Genomic DNA, 19456 nt, shown 5'->3' on the forward strand with positions numbered 1-19456 from the left:
CGGGCTGTCACGCATCAAGGGCGATCGAACAGGACAGCGACGTTCAGCAACCGACACAGCGCAACGGCCAGCAATGACCGATGTGAAGCGGCAGAAGTCAGCAGCGATCATAGTAGCCGGGCAGGTTGTGGCCCGGTGAAGGATCAAACAACGAAACGCAAGGAGCAGACGGAGCGATCTTGGCGAAGCCGAAGTATCCCCAGACGGGGAAGGCGAGCCGGCGAACAATCCGAACCGAGCCTTGAACCAAGACGAGACGAAGTGGAAACAACCGAGTGGATGACAGCGGTGCTTGCCAGCGACAACCTGCGCAGCGCGTGGAAACGTGTGAAAGCCAACAAAGGGGCGCAGGGAATCGATGGCGTCACTATCGAGGACTTTCCCGCCCACCTGAGAGCGCACTGGGGAGACATCCGTCGCCAACTCGAAACCGGGCGCTACCGTCCCAGCGCCGTCCGCCGGGTCGAAATACCCAAGGACGACGGGGGCAAGCGGCTGCTGGGCATCCCGACCGTCATGGACCGGGTCATCCAGCAAGCCATCGCCCAAGTGCTCACGCCGATCTTCGATCCGAGCTTCTCGGCATCGAGTTTCGGCTTCAGGCCGGGCCGCAATGCACACCAGGCCATCAGACAGGTACAACGGCATGTGAAGGACGGCTACGCCATGGCCGTGGACATCGACCTCGCCAAATTCTTCGACACTGTCAATCACGATGTGTTGATGAAGATACTCGGGCGCACGATCCGCGACAAAGCGCTGCTGGCCCTGATTGGCCGCTACCTGCGCGCTGGCGTGCAGGTCGGTGAGCACATCGAGCCCAACGACATTGGAACGCCCCAGGGCGGTCCATTGTCGCCGCTCCTGGCAAATATCCTGCTCAATGAACTCGATCATGAACTCGAACGGCGCGGGCATCGCTTCGCGCGCTACGCAGATGACATGGTCGTGCTGGTCAAAAGCCGGCGAGCGGGGGAGCGGGTCATGCAAAGTTTGACGCGCTACCTGGAAGGACGACTGAAGCTCAAACGCAACCCGGCCAAAAGCAAGGTGGCGAAGATGAGCGAATGCGGCTTTCTGGGCTTTACCATCATCCGGGGCAAAATCCGCTGGCTGGAAAAGAAGCTGGAGGCATTCAAGCACCGAGTGAGGGAACTCACCGGCAGAAGCTGGGGGGTGTCCATGGAGTACAGGCTGCACAAGCTGGGACAGTACGTGCGGGGCTGGCTGGGATACTTTGGTATCAGCGAGTATTACCGGCCGATCCCGGAACTGGACGAGTGGATCAGAAGACGCATCCGCATGTGCCATTGGAAACAATGGCGCTGGCCGCGCACAAAGATCAACCGGCTGCTGGCCTTGGGCGTGAGCCTGAAGACAGCGATCCAGCATGGCACCAGCAGCAAGAGTTGCTGGCACATGGCGCGCACCCCGGCGATGCAGCAGGCGTTGAATAATGACTGGTTCCTGGCCCAGGGGCTGCCGAGCATCAAGACGCTTTGGTGCCAGGCGCAGGGTTATTCGTCGTCGCCGAGCGAGCCAACTCGTTGAACCGCCCACTGCGGACCCGCACGGTGGGTGGTGTGGGGAGGGCCGGTTAGAAACCGGCCCTTACCCGATTGGGCATCATCTCGCGGCAGGACAATTGTTGTTGCGCCATTCCGGTGGAGGGCAAAGTCTTTCACAGACAGATCTCTGACTTGCACGAACTACCATACAGGCGCCAGCGCAAGCGCTGACAAGCCTTTGATTGTCTCGCTCAAAGAAGAAGCTCCAGCCATCAACGGCTAACCCGTCGTTGAGATAACCCAAGCTTCCACAGTAAATTGGCTTTTCTCCCTTCGCCAATCGGCCACGAAGTTCGGCTTGAGCAATCGCTTCGAAGTCTCGATCTCGATATTCATCATTAGCGATAGCGCAAAATGCGAGCGACAGTAATCCAACAATGGCTAGCCGGCGGTTCATCCTCGTGATGCCCAACTTGAAGTAGACCTCCTAAATGACGCAAAACTTTCCGTCATTAGGAGGAATAAAAATTCTTGATTGACCATTTATCTAAGTAAATCAATGGAACTTGTGGATTTAGTCGGGCCTAAATACGGGTGAGTATTCTTTGTCCAGGATGCAGTAATGCGCGTCGGGGAGTGTGCTGGAGAATAAGCAAGGCGAGGTATGCTGTCTATATGACGAAAGCAATAGTCTTCCCGCAACTACGGAATAAAGGTGCTCTTGAACCGCCCCGGAGGAATGAGCCGGCGCCACTGTGTTTCTGATATCCCGGGAAGAGCAGGTCACAGGTTTGATCCCGTGAATACTGATAAATGAAACGGTTTCAGTGGGGAAATTAAAGTGGGCGACCTCGCCAACGACTGCTTTGGGAAAGGCGTCTGAGTGGCTCTTTCTGACCGATTCCGAACTATGACGTAACTATGACGTGAACAGCCGAAATTGGCTGAAATTATGACTATGACACGCTAGTTGGCGCAATTGGCAAGCGTCAAGATCAAGCTAAATCAATGGGTTATGGAGTGCGATTTTCTTCCGGAGCCATTTACCCAAGCGAAGCCTTCCCCAAACAGCCGAGCGTAGCGAACCGTATCGCCCCCCTCGGAGGGGGCGAAGGGGGGGCGAGCCTCATGATGCGGGGTGTTGTTTTCCGCATCATGAAAGTCAGCCCCGTGTGTTGGACTGGGACTGGAATTCCGCCAGTTCCACCCGGGGTGCCGGCTTCCAACCCTTCTTGCGGTGCTCTGCCACCACGTTGGTGAATATTCCGCCGCGCACGTAGAAGCGGGCGGTCAGCCGCATGTAGCGGGGCTTCACGGCCTTCACCAGGTCGTCCAGGATGCGGTTGGTCACGTCCTCGTGGAAATGCCCTTCCTCGCGGAAGCTCCAGATGTAGAGCTTCAGGCTCTTCAGTTCCACGCAGAGCTTGTCGGCGATGTAGTCCAGGGTCAGCACGGCGAAGTCCGGCTGGCCGGTCTTGGGACACAGGCAGGTGAATTCGGGGATCTCCATGTGAATCTGGTAGTCCCGGTGGGCTGCGGGATTGGGAAAGGTTTCCAGGGTCTTGCCGGGTTGGCTGGGCATGATGGCGTCGTCGCGGGTCGGGGGATCAGGAGTGATTATAATCGGCGCTCCCCGGGATAGCCCGCCAACGAGACCGCCAGCTTCGCCGTGCGCCTGACCAAACTCAAACTTGCTGGATTCAAATCCTTTGTAGACCCCACCACCGTGCTGTTCCCCAGCCAATTGGCCGGGGTGGTGGGCCCCAATGGTTGCGGCAAATCCAACATCATCGACGCGGTGCGTTGGGTGCTGGGGGAATCCAAGGCCTCGGAACTGCGGGGCGAATCCATACAGGATGTGATTTTCAAGGGCTCCGGTACCCGCAAGGAAGTGAGCCGGGCCAGCGTCGAGCTGTACTTCGACAACGCCCAGGGCAAGGCTGCCGGCCAGTGGAGCCAGTACGAGGAGATCACGGTCAAGCGGGTGCTGGACCGGGAGGGCAACTCCAGCTACTACATCAACAACCTCCACGTGCGGCGCCGGGACGTGATCGACCTGTTCCTGGGCACGGGCCTGGGTCCCCGGGCCTACGCCATCATCGGCCAGGGCATGATCTCCCGCATCGTCGAGGCCAAACCCGACGACTTGCGGGGCTTCCTGGAGGAGGCGGCTGGCGTCACCAAATACAAGGAGCGGCGCAAGGAAACCGAGAATCGTCTGGAGGATGCACGGGAGAACCTGTCCCGGGTCGAGGACATCCGCAATGAACTGGACGGTCAGATCGGCCGCCTGGAGTCCCAGGCCGAGGTGGCGCGCCAGTACAAGGACCTCAACGCCCAACTGACCCGCAAGCAGCAACTGCTCTGGCTCAAGAAGCGCAACGACGCCCGCCAGGACGCTGCCCGCCTGGCGACCACGGTGGCGGAGTCGGCCACCCGGCTGGAGGGTGAGACCGCCCAGTTGCGGGAAATCGAGGCACGGGTGGAGCATGCACGGGAGGCTCATTTCGCCGCCTCGGACGCCCTCCATAACGCCCAGGCCGAGATGTACGCCGCCAATGCGGAAGTCACCCGGCTGGAGACGGAAATCGGCCGCATGCGGGAGACCACCCTGCGTCTGGAGCAGCGCCTGCAACAACTGTCGGTGGAGGATGGCCACTGGCGCGGCCAGGCCGCCCAGTTGCAGCAGGACGCGGCGCGCTGGAATTCCCTGCTGGAAAATGCCCGGTTGCGGGCCGGCACCGCCGGCGCCCGCCACGAGGAAGCTGCGGAGCGCCTGCCCCAGGCCGAGGAGGCGGTGCAGGCCGCCGGCAGTGCCCTGTCCGAGGCCCGCATGCTGCTGGCCGAGGCCGAACAGGGGCTGCGCCTGGCCGAGGCCGACCGGGGCCATGCCGACCGGGCCCTGGAGGGGCTGGGTCAGCGGGCCGCCCGCCTGGAGCAGGAGAAGGCCGCCCTGGGAGCGCCGGACCCGATCCAGTTGGCGGCCAGCCAGGAAGCCCAGGCCCGGGCCGAGGAAGAACTGGCCATGCAGCAGGAGCGCCTGGCCGAACTGCAAGGCCGCCTGCCGGGTTTCGAGGCCCAGCTGCGCAGCGCCCGGGAACGGCTCCAGGCCGCCCACCGCCAGGCCACCGAGTCCCGCGCCCGGCGCGATGCCCTGGTGCAGCTACAGAAGCGGGTACAGCAGAGCGGCGATATCGGCGAATGGCTCCAGGCCCGGGGCCTGGCCGATGCCAAACCTCTGTGGCAGAGCCTCCAGGTGGAGCCCGGCTGGGAAACCGCTGTGGAAGCCGTATTGCGGGAGCGTCTGGCCGCTTTGGTCACCGATGGGGAAACCGCCCGCCAGGCCCTGGCCAGCCCGCCACCCACCATCGTTGCCCTGGCCCTGCCCGACGGTGCTCCCGCCTTGCCGCTGGCCGCCGAAGGCTTGCGCGCCAAGGTGCGCAGCGACGATTCCCGCTGGAGTTCCGTACTGGACGAATGGCTGGGTCAGGTGATGGTGGCCGAGGACCTGAATGTCCTGCCTACCCAGGCCTCGCCCTTCATCCAGTTCGTCAATCGTGCCGGCCATCTGCGCGGCGCCCATGGCCTGACCCTGTATGTGCCCGACGCCAAGACCCATGGCGTGATCGAGCGTCAGCGGGAGATCGAGGAGCTGGAAGCCGTCATCGAGGCGCGCCAGCAGGATGAGGATGCAGCCCGGGAATCCCAGCAGGAGGCGGAACGGCAACTGGCCGACACCCAGGCCGAGCTGGCCCAGACCCGGCGCGGCGAGCAGGAGTCCCGCCAGCGGGCCCACGCTGCCCAGGTGGAGGCCCTCAAGCTGGCCCAGGCCCAGGCCCGGTTCGAGGAGCGGGCGGCCCAGATCACCCGGGACCTGGAGGACATTCGTCGCCACGAGGATACCGAGCGGACGGCCCAGATGCGGGCCGAGGAAGGCGCGGCGCGCTGGGGCGAGCAACTGGAAGTGGCCCAGGAGCGCCTGGCCCGGGCCGGCGAGGTCCAGCGCCAGAAGGAAAACGCCCTGCGGGAGGCCCGCGCCCTGGAGCAGCAGTTGTCCCGGGAGGCCCAGGAGGCAGGCTTCTCCGAGCGGGAATGCATCTCCAAGCTGGAGGACAACGCCCGCAACGTCGAGATTGCCCAGACCCAGCTGGAACGGGTGGTGGGTGAGACCGTCCAGGCCCGGGAGGAGTTGGCGGGCATCAGTGACGATGTGCTGCTGGACCAGTTGCAGGCGGCACTCATCAATAAGCAGAGCCAGGAAGGTCTGCTGGCAGAGCGGCGCAACGGCATGGAAACCGTGGCCGCCGAACTGCGCGCCATGGACGAGCAACGCCTGCGCCTGGAGCAGGGGCTTACGCCGCTGCGGGACAAGATCAACGAACTCAAGCTCAAGCAGCAGGCGGCCCAGCTCAACGAGGAGCAGTACCAGCAGCGCCTGGTCGAGGCCAATGCCGACGAGGGGGCGCTGATTCCCGACCTGCTGCCGGGCCTGCGGGAAAGCACGATGCAGGGCGAGATCACCCGCCTGGGCAACGAGATCGAGGCCCTGGGGCCGGTGAACCTGGCGGCCCTGGAGGAACTGAATTCCGCCCGGGAGCGCAAGGGTTATCTGGATGCCCAGTCCGGCGACCTGCTGGAAGCCATCAACACCCTGGACGATGCCATCCGTCGCATCGATCGAGAGACACGGGAGCAGTTGCAGGAAACCTACGACACGGTGAATCGGCATTTCGGCACCCTGTTCCCCCAGTTGTTCGGCGGCGGCGAGGCCCGGCTGATCCTGACCGGAGACGAGATCCTCGATGCCGGCATCCAGATCATGGCCCAGCCCCCCGGCAAGAAGAACTCCACCATCCATCTGCTCTCCGGGGGCGAGAAAGCACTGACAGCCATCGCGCTGGTATTCGCCATGTTCCAGCTCAACCCTGCGCCCTTCTGCCTGCTGGACGAGGTGGATGCGCCCCTGGACGATTCCAACACCGCTCGATTCGCCGACATGGTCAAGCGCATGTCGGTGAGTACCCAGTTCATTTTCATTTCCCACAACAAGATCGCCATGGAAATGGCCCAGCAGTTGATCGGGGTCACCATGCAGGAACGGGGCGTGTCCCGGGTGGTGGAGGTGGATATGGAAGAAGCGTTGCGCATGACCGAGGAAAAGGCCGCCTGAGATGAACGACCCCCACGCTCACTTTGTTCGCTGCCCCCCGGGGGGGGACAGACCTCCCTTGTCCCACAGGGATTTCCTTCGGTCAGGACGGCCCGGCGGGAGGCCTGATGAAACAACCCCCACCTCACTTTGTTTGCTGCCCCCCGAGGGGGTACAGGCCTCCCTTGGGACGGCCCGGCGGGAGGCCTGACATGATGCCGAATGATTTCCAGTTGAGTTTGATTGCTGCTGGCGCTGCTGCGGTGGCGGCGGTCTGGATTTTCAACCTGCTCCAGGAACGCAGGCACCGCAAGGCCGCCGAGCGCATCTTCCAGGGGGAGCAGGCCGATGCCCTGCTCGGTGCGGAGGCGGAGACGCCAGAGCCGGAACCGGTAGCGCAGGAATCCGTGGAGGAAGACGCGCCGGCGGACCGGGTCGAGCCCGTGATTGGCGAACTCTCCGATGACAGTCAGGTGTCATCCTTCAAAGATGACCCCAGGCCGGCGCCCATGGTGCTGGAAGTGGATGAGGTGCTGGCGGTATCCGAGCGGCCTTTCAGCGGACCAGCAGTGGTGGACAGCAACGAACCCGATGATGGGCTCCATGATCCTGTGGTGGATGTGGGGGTGAGCATCCGCTTCGATGACCCCCTGCCAGCCGTCCGCCTTTGGCAGATCCTGCACGGTCTGGTGGGAAAGGTGTCCAAGCCCCTGGGGCTGATTGCCCGGGGCATAGGCGGCTGGCAGGCTGTGCCGCCCCAGGACGATGGCAGCTACCAGGAGTTCCGGGGCCTGTTGCAGTTGGCGGACCGCCAGGGTCCACTGACCGAGGCGGAGCTGGACCTGTACGTGACCAGCCTGGAACAGGTGGTCAGTGAGCGGGGGGGGATGCTGTTCCATTTTCCCCAGGCCGATGTGATCCACCATGCCCAGGCTCTGGACGAATTCTGTGCCAGCGTGGATATCCAGGTGGCGGTCCATGTGGTCAATAACAACGGAATTCCCGGCAGCAAGTTGCGTGGCCTGCTGGAAGCCACCGGCTTCCAGTGGCGGCCGGACGGCTTGTTCCATCTGGTGGACGAAGCCGGTCAGTCCCGGATCACCGTGGCCAATTTCGACGGCGCCGCCCTGGTCAAGGATGACATTGCCGGCATGACCCTTCTGGGCGTCACCTTCGGCCTGGACGTGCCCCGGGTGGCAGACGGCCCCCGTGTCTTCGATCAGTTGCTGGCGACGGCCCGGCGTCTGGCCGAGGCCGTGGACGGCACCCTGGTGAATGACCAGCGTCAGCCCCTGGCGGATTCGGTGCTTGCCACCATCCGCGTCAAGATCGCCGAGACCCAGCAACAGATGGCGGACAACCAGTTGCCGGCCGGCGGCCGACGCGCCCTGCGTCTTTTCGTCTGATCCGCGATGAACGTGGCGGAGCGCGCCCGCGTCCTGCGGGAGGAAATCGAGCGCCACAACCGCTCTTACTACGTCCTCGACTCGCCCACGGTTCCCGATGCCGAGTACGACAAGCTGTTCCGCGAACTCCAGGACCTGGAGGTATCCCATCCTGAACTGCGGACGCCAGATTCACCGACGCAACGGGTGGGTGGCGCGCCTCTGCCCGCCTTCGGCCAGGTGCGGCACCGGATACCGATGCTCTCGATCCGCACCGAGACCGATACCGAGGCCAGCGGCGCCATCGCCTTCGATGCGCGTATCCGGCGGGAACTGGGACTGGGGGAGTCCGACCCGCCGGTGGAATACGCGGCGGAGCTCAAATTCGACGGCCTCGCCGTCAATCTGCGCTACGAGGACGGCCTGCTGGTTCAGGCCGCCACCCGGGGCGACGGCGAGACCGGCGAGGACGTGACCCAGAATGTCCGCACGATTCGCCAGATTCCCTTGCGACTGATCGGCCAGGCGCCTGCCGTCCTCGAAGTCCGGGGCGAGGCCTTTATTCGCCGGCCTGACTTCGAGCGCTACAACGAGCGCCAGCGGATGCAAGGCAAGCCAGCGCTGGTCAATCCCCGCAATGGCGCGGCAGGCAGCATCCGCCAGCTCGATCCGACGCTCTGCGCCCAGCGGCCCCTGTCGTTTTTTGCCTATGGTCTGGGGGAGGTGGAAAGCTGGGCACAGCCAGAAACCCATGGTGCCGTATTGGATGCCTTATCGGCTTTGGGGCTACCCGTCTGTGAGCATCGGGCGGTGGTGCAGGGGGCCGAGGGCCTGGCGGCCTTCCACCGGAACATGGGCGACCGCCGCGACAGTCTGCCTTTCGACATCGACGGCGTGGTGTACAAGGTCAATTCGCTGGCCCTGCAACAGCGCCTGGGTTTCGTCACACGGGAGCCTCGCTGGGCCGTGGCCCACAAGTATCCTGCCCAGGAGATGCTGACCACGGTGGAGGCCATCGAGGTGCAGGTGGGCCGCACCGGCGCCATCACTCCGGTGGCCCGGCTGGCCCCGGTCTTCGTCGGCGGCGTGACGGTGACCAACGCCACCCTGCACAACTTCGAGGAGGTGGAGCGCAAGGATGTCCGGGTCGGCGATACGGTGATCGTGCGCCGGGCCGGGGACGTGATTCCCGAAGTGGTGTCCGTGGTGCTGGAGCGGCGGCCCATGAAGGATCTCTTCGGCGGAGAACCCCTGCATGAGCGTTTTCCCATGCCCACGGCCTGCCCCGAGTGCGCTTCGGCCATCGAAAAACCCGAGGGAGAGGCCATCGCCCGCTGCACCGGGGGCCTTTACTGCCCGGCCCAGCGCAAGCAGGCCCTGCTGCATTTCGCCGGCCGCCGCGCCATGGACATTGAAGGCCTGGGAGACAAGCTGGTGGATCAACTGGTGGATGACGGACTGGTGCATACCGCCGCCGATCTCTATGTCCTGTCAAAGGAAAAGCTGGCAGGACTCGAACGCATGGCCGACAAGTCGGCGCAAAACCTGCGGGATGCCATCGACAGGAGCCGGAATACGACCCTGGCCCGCTTCATCTTCGCCCTGGGAATACGCAATGTGGGCGAGGCCACGGCCAAGGATCTGGCCCGCTATTTCGGCGGCCTGGATGCCCTGCTGGTTGCCAGCGAGGAACAACTGCAACAGGTGCCCGACGTGGGGCCAGTGGTGGCCGCCTCCCTGGCCCATTTCTTCGCCCAGCCCCATAACCTGGAAGTCATCGATTTGTTGCGGAAGGCCGGGGTGCAGTGGTCTGAGGAAGAGGCATCGGCCCAGGTGGCATCGGCCATCGCCGGCAAGACCTTCGTCCTCACCGGCACTCTGCCCACCCTGTCCCGGGACCAGGCCAAGGAGTTGATCGAGGCACGGGGCGGCAAGGTCTCCGGTTCCGTGTCGAGCAAGACCCATTACGTGGTGGCCGGCGCGGAAGCCGGCTCCAAGCTGGACAAGGCACGGGCGCTGGGACTGCCCCTGCTGGACGAGGCGGGCTTGCTGGCCCTGCTGGCGGGTTCATGACTGATTTCTGGCTCAATCCCCTGGCGGGCCTGCTGGTGGGCGCCCTGGTCGGCGCCACTGGCGTCGGCGGCGGCGCCCTGATGACGCCGCTCCTGGTCTTGCTGCTGGGCGTTGCCCCCCATACGGCGGTGGGCACCGACCTGCTCTATGCTTCCCTGACCAAGATGTTCGGGGTCTGGGTCCATGGTTCCCAGGGAAGGGTGGATTGGCAGGTGGTGCGGAGGCTTTCCATCGGTAGCCTGCCCGCTGCCCTGGCGACCCTGGTCTGGATGCACCTGACGGATTCGGCCGGCATCCGCCAGGGGGCCATTATCTTCGCCCTCGGCGTGGTGTTGCTGCTGACCGCGGTCGCCATGGCCAGCAAGCCCTGGCTGAATCGGGTCGGAAAAACCATGCGGGTCACCGATCCGCAGCATTTCAAACAGTTCCAGCCGGTGCTGACGGTGATCGCCGGGGCGCTGCTGGGCGTCATGGTGGCCCTGACCTCCATCGGCGCCGGTGCCCTGGGGGCGGTGATGCTGGTATTTCTCTATCCCCTGCGCCTGACGCCGGCCAAGCTGGTGGGCACCGATCTGGCCCATGCCATCCCCCTGGCGCTGTTGGCGGGGGCGGGCCACATGCTGCTGGGCAACGTGGATTTCACCCTGCTGGGCTCCCTGTTGCTGGGCTCCATTCCCGGCGTCTGGCTGGGCGCCCACTACGGGGGTCTCCTGCCGGATGTCGTGCTGCGCAATGGCATTGCCCTGATCCTGGCCCTGGTGGGCCTTAAAATGTTGGGCTGATCAACGGTGCCCAGAATCAAATCGTGAGGGATTCGATGAAACGCGTGACGAAAGCCGTATTTCCCGTGGCCGGCCTGGGAACCCGCTTCCTGCCGGCCACCAAGGCCAGCCCCAAGGAAATGATGCCCATCGTGGACAAGCCCCTGATCCAGTATGCGGTGGAGGAGGCGGTGGCGGCGGGTATCACCGACATGATCTTCGTCACCGGCCGCAGCAAGCGGGCCATCGAGGACCATTTCGACAAGGCCTACGAACTGGAGAACGAGCTGGAACTGCGGGGCAAGACCGAGTTGCTGGAGTTCGTGCGGGAGATGATGCCGAGGAACATCAACTGCATCTACATCCGCCAGGCCGAGGCCCTGGGCTTGGGCCATGCGGTGCTCTGCGCCAGGCCGGTGATCAACGACGAGCCCTTTGCCGTGCTGCTGGCCGACGACCTGCTGGATGGCGAGCCGCCGGTGCTGCGCCAGATGGTGGATACCTACGACTACTACCGCTGCTCGGTGCTGGGGGTGCAGGACGTGCCCCGATCCGAGACCAAGAGCTATGGCATTGTCGCTGCCCATCCCCTGGCGGATCGCATCGAGCAGATTACCGCCATTGTCGAGAAGCCCAAGCCTGAGGATGCCCCCTCCACCCTGGCGGTGGTGGGGCGCTATGTGCTGACGCCCCGCATTTTCCATCACCTGGAGAATGTCACGCCGGGTTCCGGCGGCGAGATCCAGCTCACCGACGGCATCGCCGCCCTGTTGAAGGAAGAGCAGGTGCTGGCCCATCGCTACCAGGGAACACGCTACGATTGTGGCTCCAAGCTGGGTTACCTCCAGGCCATGGTGGAATTCGGTCTGCGCCACCCCGAGGTGGGAGCCGACTTCCGGCGCTATCTGGAGTCCCGCTGATGATGCGGCGGCAGCAGGCCTGGCAGATCCTGGAGGAGGCGGATCAGATCGTCTCCGCCGCCGAGGTTGCCCAGGCCGTATCCCGAATCGCCGGGGAGATCGGCGAGCGACTGGGGGAGGCGTATCCCCTGGTGCTGGCGGTGATGGGGGGGGCGACCATCTTTGCCGGCAACCTGCTGCCCCAGTTGCGCTTTCCCCTGGACTACGACTACCTCCACGCCACCCGCTACGGCGATGCCACCACTGGCGGCGAACTGGCCTGGGTGGTGGAACCCCGGGCCGACGTGGTGGGGCGCATTGTGCTGCTGGTGGACGACATTCTGGACGAGGGCATCACCCTGGCGGCGATCAAGGAGCGGCTACTGGCCCAGGGCGCGGCCCGGGTGTGGACCGCGGTCTTCGCCGACAAGGACATCGGCCGGGCCAAGCCCATCACGGCCGATTTTGTCGGCCTCACCCTGCCCAATCGTTATGTGTTCGGCTTCGGCATGGATGTGAGCGGTGCTTGGCGCAATCTGCCGGCGATTTATGCGCTGAAGGGGAAGTGAGTTTTCCCGCTGGTGCAGTAGCCTTCTGCAAGATGGGTTGTTGGTAATGCATAGTCACTTTGCAATGTGGGTGCGTGGAACAAACAGGGACGACGCCATGGCGTCATTGACGATTACCGTCACGGGGACCAGTGGCATTCAGAAAAGACGTGCTGCAACACCTTTGCATCAAGTTGGGGGAACGATCGAGTTGGATTCGTTGCCTGATGGACGGGAGCTACTCAAGGGAGCTTTTTCCGAAGGCCGCGATGAAGCAAAAAAATGGCGCCCGAAGGCGCCCAAAAGTGGTGTCGAAGCGGTGTCCAGTAGTTTCGCCAGACCGGTATCACCACTTGTACGATAGCGATACTCCGTAGGTACGCGGCTGGGTAAAGTAAGCTTGGGAAAGGCTGCCGAAGCCCGGTCCAAAGTCGATCATGTTGTTGACCTTCTTGTTGTCGGTAAGGTTACGTACCCAGAGGGAGGCCTCCGCCTTGTCGCCTTTATGCCCCAGGGGGATGCCGGACAACAGCAGACGCATGTTCCAGAGGCCGGACGCGCCGATCTTGGTTGCCGCAGCGTCAGCATAGCCGGGGTTATAGTTGGTGCTGCCCGGCGTAGCCAACTGATACGGGTACAGGTAAAAGCTGCTGGTGTAAGCGTAATCCACGATACCGCGCAGTGTCCCCACCGATGTCTTGGCCAGACGGGCATCAGCCATCAGGTTGAAGGAATGCTTGGGTGCATGAACGAAGGCCCGGTTGTCCTTCTGATCGACGCCGTTATCCATGAATCGCTTGTACTTGGCATCCAGATAACCGTAGCCCAGTTGCAGGCGCAAGCCATCCATCGGCGCAAACATCCCCTCGAACTCCAAACCCTGGATGGTGGACTTGCCCACGTTCTGCACGATGGATCCGGAGCCGGTGGTCGCGACGAAGACCGGAATCTGCAGATCGGTCACCTTGTTCTGGAACAGCGCCACATTGACCTGAGCCTTGCCATCAGCAAAAGTGCTCTTCATGCCGCCTTCCAGCGACTTGACCTTCTCCGGCTTGTAGGCGGTGGTCACATCAACCACGTTATCCGACTCGCCGTTGAAACCACCGCTCTTGTAACCCTCGGAATACTTGCCGTAGAAGTTGAGATTGGTATTGACCTTGTAACCCAGGCTCAGCATCGGCGTGGTGGACTGGAAGGTCTTGGCGGCGTGGGTACCCGCCGGCACCTTGACGATGGACATGCCAAAGGCCGGCATGCCAAAGATCTGCAGCCGATCGACGGTCTTCTTCTCCTCCGTGGTACGCAGACCGCCAGTCAGGGTCCAGGCATCCGTCAGCTTGTAGTCCAGTTGGCCGAACCAGGCATCCACCTTGGTGGTGAAACCATAGTTGGAAGTCATGTCCCACTCACGGTTGAAATACTGCTGGGGATTGCGGGTGAAACCTTCATCCTTGAAGGTGTAGTAACCCAGCACATAGTTCAAGCGCTCGGTATTACCCTGCCACTGGAGTTCATGGGAGTTTTGTTTGTAATGGGAATCCCGCTGGGTATGCGCAATGGGCAGGGGCGATCCGTCCAGATCCAGACCGTCGGCCCAACGCATGGTGCGCTCGGAGGCGATCCACTTCAGGTTGTTGCTGTCGTTGAGCTTGTAGCTCACAGTCAGGGCATGACCATCCACGTTCATGCGTTCATAGGAGGGGCCGTCCACGCTGGCCCGGGTCTTGCGCTCCTGCGAGGCGTATTGGGCCACATTGCCATTGGCGATCAGATCGGCCGTGGCCTGCGTCAGGCCATAGGCTTGAAGCATGGGAGAACTCTGATAAAGCCAGCTATCCGCCCGCCAGAGCTGATTTAAAGCCGAGCTCTGGCTCATTTTCGTGCTATCGAACTTGTAATCCACCTTCAGGTCACGGCTGATATCGAAATTCGCCACCAGACGAAAGTTCTGGCTGTCCTTGTTGTTCAGTTGGCCGACCGAGCTGCCGCTGTTGGTCTTGACCCAGCCGTCCCGCTTCTCGTCCCGATACCCCAGGGAGAGACTCATGATGCCCAGGCGCGGCAGATCCACCCCGGCCTTGATCACCTGGGCGCCATAATTACCCATGTCAAACGTCACGGAGCCGGTCCACTCGCCGGAAGGCTTGCGCGTAATCAGGTTGATGGCGCCGGCGATGGTGTTGCGGCCATAGAGCGTGCCCTGGGGGCCACGCAGAACTTCCACCCGTTCCAGGTCCACCGCATCGAACACGCTGCCCTGGGACTTGCCCAAATAGACGCCATCCAGATACACGCCGACTGACGTATCAAAAATCAGGGCCGGGTTGTGAGTGACACTGCCACGAATGGCGATCTGGGAGGTCGAGGCATTTCCCGGCGTACTGCTCACCTGAAGGTTGGGTGCCAGGGAACTCAGGTCCGCCACGTTCTGAATGCCACGATTTTCCAGTTGGGAACCGGAAATTGCGCTGATGGAAATCGGTACATCCTGCAAACGCTCGGCCCGCTTCTGGGCGGTCACCACGATTTCTTCCAGGCCACCATCGGCAGCAAAGGCAATCGTGCCATAGGCGAGGGAAATGGTCAGCGGCAAAACAGCCAGCTGAAACCGACTACGGGTGGGGCTACTCATGAACATCGTCTCCTTGACTGATAGGTAAACGGATACCTCTCTCGAAACGGCAGGGTGCTCCGGTGGCGACTTTATAGTTGCTTATACTGTCTGCCACTTGCCTGAATCGGAACAGTCATTTGGATATTCAGAACCCATAGAGACGACGGATCCAACCAAGTCATTCCACTTGATGCAAATCAATGGCCGCCGGCCTGTCCACCGCCCCACGATGCAGTAAAGGACTGTCGCAATGAATGAATGCCGCAATTTCGATGAATGGAGCCAGACCTATGCCGACTATTTTCCCGGCACCCGGATCACGGCGGAAGGCGACCTTGCCGATTTTCACTGCACCTATGCCCGCTGGAACTGGGGTGATTTGATTGCTTACGAAATGTTCATTTCCCATGCGGAAAACGTCTATTTCCAACCCCAGCAAAAAAAACGGACCAACCACTACCACTATCTGACCCTGCTGCGGAACGGCGCCTTTCGTACCCGCCAGTTCGGCACCGAATGCACCGCCCACGGCGACATCCTCACCCTGGCCGACGGTAGCGCGCCCTATGTCGCCCGGCACTCGCCCCAGGCCCACATGATCTTTCTCGGCTTGCCTACTGGACTGCTGCAACGCTCCGTGGGCGATTTGCGCAGTGCCTGCAATATTCCCATCAGTGCCAACTTCAGCAGCGGCGCCATTCTCAAGGACATGGTGCAGAGCCTCTGGCTGCGCCGCCAGGAGATCGACAACGAGCACGCCCACGGCATCGCCAATGCCATCATCTGTCTGCTCAGCACGCTGCACAGCCCGACCGGAAACCCCACCTCCCGGGGCATCGGCAGCACCCGCCAGTCCGAGATTCTCGATTACATCAACGCCAACCTGACGGACCCCAACCTCAACGTGGAGTCCATCGCCCGTTTCTTCGACATTTCCACCCGCTACTTGCGCACCCTGCTGCAGAACACCGGCACCACGCCGTCCCGCTATATTCATGAACTGAGGCTGCAGCATTGCATGGAAAACCTGAGCAATCCATTGCTCAACCACCTGTCCGTCACCGAAATCGCCTTCCGCTGGGGCTTCAACGAAATCTCCCATTTCAGCCGCGTATTTACCGTCCGCTTCCGCGAATCACCAAGTAAGGTGCGGCGCAAGCACATCGACGTTCCGACCCTATAGCCTTCCTGCAGTCCCTGATCAAAGCTTGGATGCATCGGCGCTTGCACGGGCGTGCCACAAACAAAAAGCCCCCTGGGGTCTCCAGGGGGCTTTTGATCTAGGGGGCTTCGACGGGCTTAGGCGGCGTCGCCTTCCCGTGAGGCGCGACGGCGGTCGTGTTCCTTCAGGTAGCGCTTGCGCAGGCGGATGGACTTGGGGGTGATCTCCACCAGTTCGTCGTCGTCGATGAATTCGACGGCGGATTCCAGGGTCAGCTTGATGGGGGTGGTCAGGCGCACGGCCTCGTCAGTGCCGGAGGCGCGGACGTTGGTCAGCTTCTTGCCCTTGATGGGGTTCACCACCAGGTCGTTGTCCCGGGTGTGGATGCCGATGATCATGCCTTCATAGAGCTTGTCGCCGGGGCTGACGAACATGCGGCCCCGGTCTTCCAGGTTCCACAGGGCGTAGGCCACGGCTTCGCCGTCTTCCTGGGAGATCAGCACGCCGTTGTGGCGGCCGGGCATGTCGGGCTTGACGGGCTTGTAGTCGTCGAAGATGTGGCTCATCAGGCCGGTGCCCCGGGTCATGGTCATGAAGTCGGACTGGAAGCCGATCAGACCCCGGGCCGGGATGTGGTATTCGAGGCGGGTGCGGCCCTTGCCGTCGGATTCCATGTTGGTCAGCTCACCCCGGCGGCGACCCAGTTCTTCCATCACGACGCCCTGGTTGGTGTCTTCCAGGTCGATGGTCAGGTTCTCGTAGGGCTCGCACTTCTCGCCATCGACATCCTTGTAGACGACGCGGGGCTTGCCGCAGGCCAGCTCGAAGCCTTCCCTGCGCATGTTCTCCAGCAGGATGGTGAGGTGGAGTTCGCCCCGGCCGGACACGCGGAACAGATCGGAGTCAGTGGTTTCCTCGACGCGCAGGGCGACGTTGGTCAGCAACTCCTTGGCCAGGCGTTCGCGGATCTGGCGGCTGGTGACGAACTTGCCCTCGGTGCCCGCCAGGGGGGAGGAGTTCACCATGAAGTCCATGTTCAGGGTCGGTTCGTCCACCGGGAGGATGGGCAGGCCGATGGGCTTGTCCCGGTCGCAGATGGTGACGCCGATGCCGATGTCGTCGAGGCCGGAGATGATGATGATGTCGCCAGCTTCGGCTTCTTCCACGGGCACGCGGTCCAGGCCCTGGAAGCCCAGCACCTGGTTGATGCGGCCCTGGGCCACCTGGACCTCATGGTTCATCACCACCACCACCTGGCCGGGCTTGATGCGGCCATTGAGCACGCGGCCGACGCCGAGGCGGCCGGTGTAGGAGGAATAGTCAAGAGCGGCCAGTTGCAGTTGCAGGGGCGCGTCGGCACTGCCGGAGGGGGACGGTACATGGGACAGCACCGTCTCGAACAGGGCCTCCATGTTGTCGGACTGGACGGCAAGGTCGAGCATGGCGAAGCCGTTCAGGGCCGAGGCATACACGATGGGGAAGTCGAGCTGCTCATCGCTGGCGCCCAGCTTGTCGAACAGGTCGAAGGTCTGGTCCACCACCCAGTCGGGACGGGCGCCGGGACGGTCGATCTTGTTGACCACGACGATGGGCTTCAGGCCCAGGGCCAGAGCCTTCTTGGTGACGAAGCGGGTCTGGGGCATGGGGCCCTCCACCGCATCCACCAGCAGCAGCACGCCATCCACCATGCCCAGCACCCGCTCCACCTCGCCGCCGAAGTCGGCATGGCCCGGGGTGTCCACGATGTTGATGTGGGTGCCCTTGTAATCGATGGCGGTGTTTTTCGCCAGGATGGTGATGCCCCGCTCCTTTTCCAGATCGTTGCTGTCCATGACCCGTTCGTCCACCTGCTGGTTTTCACGGAAGGTGCCGGATTGGCGCAGCAATTGATCGACCAGGGTCGTCTTGCCGTGGTCCACGTGGGCGATAATGGCGATGTTTCGGAGAGCGCGGCTCATAGGGGTGTCCCTGGGGGATTGTGCAGTGCAATAGCGGGCGCGCATTCTAGCACAGGGCATGCTCGGCCCTGACTTTGGCGGTAATGGGAGGATAGACAAGTATGTTGGCAATCATCGGTGGCAGCGGCCTGACCCAACTGGCCAATCTGGACGTGTCCCGTCGGGAGGTGGTGCGCACGCCCTTCGGCGACCCTTCCGGGGCGCTCACCTTCGGCAGCATCGGCGGCCAGTCCGTGGTGTTCCTTGCCCGCCATGGCTATGGGCACACCATCCCGCCCCATCTGGTCAATTACCGGGCCAATATCTGGGCCTTGATCAAGGAAGCCAAGGCCAGCCGCATCGTTTCGGTGGCTTCGGTGGGCAGTATCCGGCGCGACCTGACGCCGGGCAGTCTGGTCATCCCCCATCAGATCCTCGACTACACCTGGGGTCGCTCTTCCACCTTCTTCGAAGGGGGCGCCAATCAGGTGGTCCATGTGGATTTCACCCATCCCTACGACGAGGCCCTGCGCGCCGAGCTGCTGCGGGCGGCGGAGGCGATGGGGGAGCCCATCTCGGAGGGGGCGGTGTATGCCACCACCCAGGGTCCCCGGCTGGAAACCGCGGCGGAAGTGGATCGCCTGGAGCGGGACGGGGCCGACATCGTGGGCATGACCGGCATGCCCGAGGCGGTGCTGGCCCGGGAACTGGAAGTGCCCTACGCCGCCCTTTGCGTGGTGGCCAACTGGGGTGCAGGGCGGGCCGACAGTAGCGACGGCATTCATTTCGAGAGCATCGAGGCCATCCTGCAAGCGGCCATGAGTCGCACCCGCAGGGTGATTTCCGCCCTCTGCTCGGACGAGTCCTGCGCGACGTGATCCGGCCGGTCTTGCGCATGGGGGACGAGCGACTGTGGCGGGTGGCCCGTCCGGTGACGGCCTTCGGCACGGCGGAACTGGAGGCCCTGGTGGCCGACATGATGGAGACCATGGAGCATGAGGGCGGGGTGGGGCTGGCCGCGCCCCAGATCGGTGTGGATCTGCGCCTGGTGATTTTTGGCTTCGAGCATAGCGAACGCTATCCGGAAGCGCCGGCGGTGCCCTTCACCGTGCTGCTCAATCCGGAACTGACGCCCCTCTCGGACGAGGAGGAGGAAGGCTGGGAGGGTTGCCTGTCGGTACCCGGCCTGCGAGGCTGGGTGCCCCGCTGGAAGCATTTGTGCTACCGGGGCGTCGATCTTCAGGGGCAGCCCATCGAACGGGTGGTGGAAGGTTTCCATGCCCGGGTGGTGCAGCATGAGTGCGACCACCTGGACGGCATCCTCTACCCGATGCGCGTGCGGGACATGCGTCGCTTCGGTTTCGCCGACGAACTGGGCATCGGCAATGTGGATGACGAGTAGGCGGGACTGGTCGCG

General features: G+C 62.9%; 13 protein-coding genes. 10 read left to right on the top strand and 3 right to left on the bottom strand.

Features of this window, described 5'->3' with window-relative positions:
* Window positions 1–261: 261 nt before the first annotated feature.
* Entirely contained in the window at window positions 262–1551 is a 1290-nt protein-coding gene (ltrA, locus tag DENOEST_RS04755) for a group II intron reverse transcriptase/maturase (protein WP_197970524.1), read from the top strand.
* A 1119-nt stretch (window positions 1552–2670) separates the two neighbouring features.
* Here ltrA and queF read toward each other — a convergent pair.
* A complete protein-coding gene (gene queF / locus DENOEST_RS04760; protein WP_145772089.1) occupies window positions 2671–3090 on the bottom strand; it encodes a preQ(1) synthase in 420 nt (139 codons plus the stop codon).
* An 87-nt stretch (window positions 3091–3177) separates the two neighbouring features.
* Here queF and smc point away from each other — a divergent pair, with 87 nt between their 5' ends.
* The 6 genes from smc (at window position 3178) to DENOEST_RS04790 (ending at window position 12344) form a co-directional block, all read left to right on the top strand.
* Window positions 3178–6678, top strand: coding sequence for a chromosome segregation protein SMC (gene smc / locus DENOEST_RS04765; protein ID WP_145772088.1), 3501 nt, complete (start codon window positions 3178–3180; stop codon window positions 6676–6678).
* A 191-nt stretch (window positions 6679–6869) separates the two neighbouring features.
* Window positions 6870–8063 carry a cell division protein ZipA C-terminal FtsZ-binding domain-containing protein gene (locus DENOEST_RS20465; RefSeq protein WP_145772087.1) on the top strand — a complete coding sequence of 398 codons (1194 nt, stop codon included), beginning with the start codon at window positions 6870–6872 and terminating at the stop codon, window positions 8061–8063.
* Between the two features lie 6 nt (window positions 8064–8069).
* Window positions 8070–10115, top strand: a complete 2046-nt coding sequence (ligA, locus tag DENOEST_RS04775) for an NAD-dependent DNA ligase LigA (RefSeq protein ID WP_145772086.1) — start codon at window positions 8070–8072, stop codon at window positions 10113–10115.
* Window positions 10112–10897 (top strand): sulfite exporter TauE/SafE family protein, encoded by a 786-nt coding sequence (locus tag DENOEST_RS04780; protein ID WP_145772085.1) that lies wholly within the window; start codon window positions 10112–10114, stop codon window positions 10895–10897. The genes ligA and DENOEST_RS04780 overlap by 4 nt, the downstream gene beginning before the upstream one ends.
* A gap of 35 nt (window positions 10898–10932) precedes the next feature.
* Window positions 10933–11796: a UTP--glucose-1-phosphate uridylyltransferase GalU gene (galU, locus tag DENOEST_RS04785; RefSeq protein ID WP_145772084.1), complete on the top strand. Its 864-nt coding sequence runs from the start codon at window positions 10933–10935 to the stop codon at window positions 11794–11796.
* A complete protein-coding gene (locus tag DENOEST_RS04790) occupies window positions 11796–12344 on the top strand; it encodes a hypoxanthine-guanine phosphoribosyltransferase (RefSeq protein ID WP_145772083.1) in 549 nt (182 codons plus the stop codon). The genes galU and DENOEST_RS04790 overlap by 1 nt, the downstream gene beginning before the upstream one ends.
* Before the next feature lie 325 nt (window positions 12345–12669).
* Here DENOEST_RS04790 and DENOEST_RS04795 read toward each other — a convergent pair whose 3' ends face one another.
* Entirely contained in the window at window positions 12670–14958 is a 2289-nt protein-coding gene (locus DENOEST_RS04795) for a TonB-dependent receptor (RefSeq protein ID WP_170228298.1), read from the bottom strand.
* Window positions 14959–15190: 232 nt separating this feature from the next.
* Here DENOEST_RS04795 and DENOEST_RS04800 point away from each other — a divergent pair, with 232 nt between their 5' ends.
* Window positions 15191–16123, top strand: a complete 933-nt coding sequence (locus DENOEST_RS04800; RefSeq protein WP_145772081.1) for a helix-turn-helix domain-containing protein — start codon at window positions 15191–15193, stop codon at window positions 16121–16123.
* A 116-nt stretch (window positions 16124–16239) separates the two neighbouring features.
* Here DENOEST_RS04800 and typA read toward each other — a convergent pair whose 3' ends face one another.
* Window positions 16240–18060, bottom strand: coding sequence for a translational GTPase TypA (typA, locus tag DENOEST_RS04805; RefSeq protein WP_145772080.1), 1821 nt, complete (start codon window positions 18058–18060; stop codon window positions 16240–16242).
* A 101-nt stretch (window positions 18061–18161) separates the two neighbouring features.
* Here typA and DENOEST_RS04810 point away from each other — a divergent pair, with 101 nt between their 5' ends.
* Together DENOEST_RS04810 and def are read left to right on the top strand one after the other, a co-directional pair.
* Complete coding sequence (locus DENOEST_RS04810; RefSeq protein ID WP_145772079.1) at window positions 18162–18917, top strand: S-methyl-5'-thioinosine phosphorylase; 756 nt, start codon at window positions 18162–18164, stop codon at window positions 18915–18917.
* Complete coding sequence (gene def, locus DENOEST_RS04815) at window positions 18914–19441, top strand: peptide deformylase (protein WP_145772078.1); 528 nt, start codon at window positions 18914–18916, stop codon at window positions 19439–19441. The genes DENOEST_RS04810 and def overlap by 4 nt, the downstream gene beginning before the upstream one ends.
* The last annotated feature ends 15 nt before the right edge of the window (window positions 19442–19456 follow it).

The sequence above is a fragment of the Denitratisoma oestradiolicum genome, assembly GCF_902813185.1.
Classification (GTDB): domain Bacteria; phylum Pseudomonadota; class Gammaproteobacteria; order Burkholderiales; family Rhodocyclaceae; genus Denitratisoma; species Denitratisoma oestradiolicum.

Bases quoted from the DNA above. Each gene is read 5' to 3' on its own strand.
- queF (WP_145772089.1), bottom strand. From the start codon at position 3,090: ATGCCCAGCCAACCCGGCAAGACCCTGGAAACCTTTCCCAATCCCGCA.
- DENOEST_RS20465 (WP_145772087.1), top strand. From the start codon at position 6,870: ATGATGCCGAATGATTTCCAGTTGAGTTTGATTGCTGCTGGCGCTGCT.
- ligA (WP_145772086.1), top strand. From the start codon at position 8,070: ATGAACGTGGCGGAGCGCGCCCGCGTCCTGCGGGAGGAAATCGAGCGC.
- DENOEST_RS04780 (WP_145772085.1), top strand. From the start codon at position 10,112: ATGACTGATTTCTGGCTCAATCCCCTGGCGGGCCTGCTGGTGGGCGCC.
- galU (WP_145772084.1), top strand. From the start codon at position 10,933: ATGAAACGCGTGACGAAAGCCGTATTTCCCGTGGCCGGCCTGGGAACC.
- DENOEST_RS04790 (WP_145772083.1), top strand. From the start codon at position 11,796: ATGATGCGGCGGCAGCAGGCCTGGCAGATCCTGGAGGAGGCGGATCAG.
- DENOEST_RS04795 (WP_170228298.1), bottom strand. From the start codon at position 14,958: ATGAGTAGCCCCACCCGTAGTCGGTTTCAGCTGGCTGTTTTGCCGCTG.
- DENOEST_RS04800 (WP_145772081.1), top strand. From the start codon at position 15,191: ATGAATGAATGCCGCAATTTCGATGAATGGAGCCAGACCTATGCCGAC.
- typA (WP_145772080.1), bottom strand. From the start codon at position 18,060: ATGAGCCGCGCTCTCCGAAACATCGCCATTATCGCCCACGTGGACCAC.
- DENOEST_RS04810 (WP_145772079.1), top strand. From the start codon at position 18,162: ATGTTGGCAATCATCGGTGGCAGCGGCCTGACCCAACTGGCCAATCTG.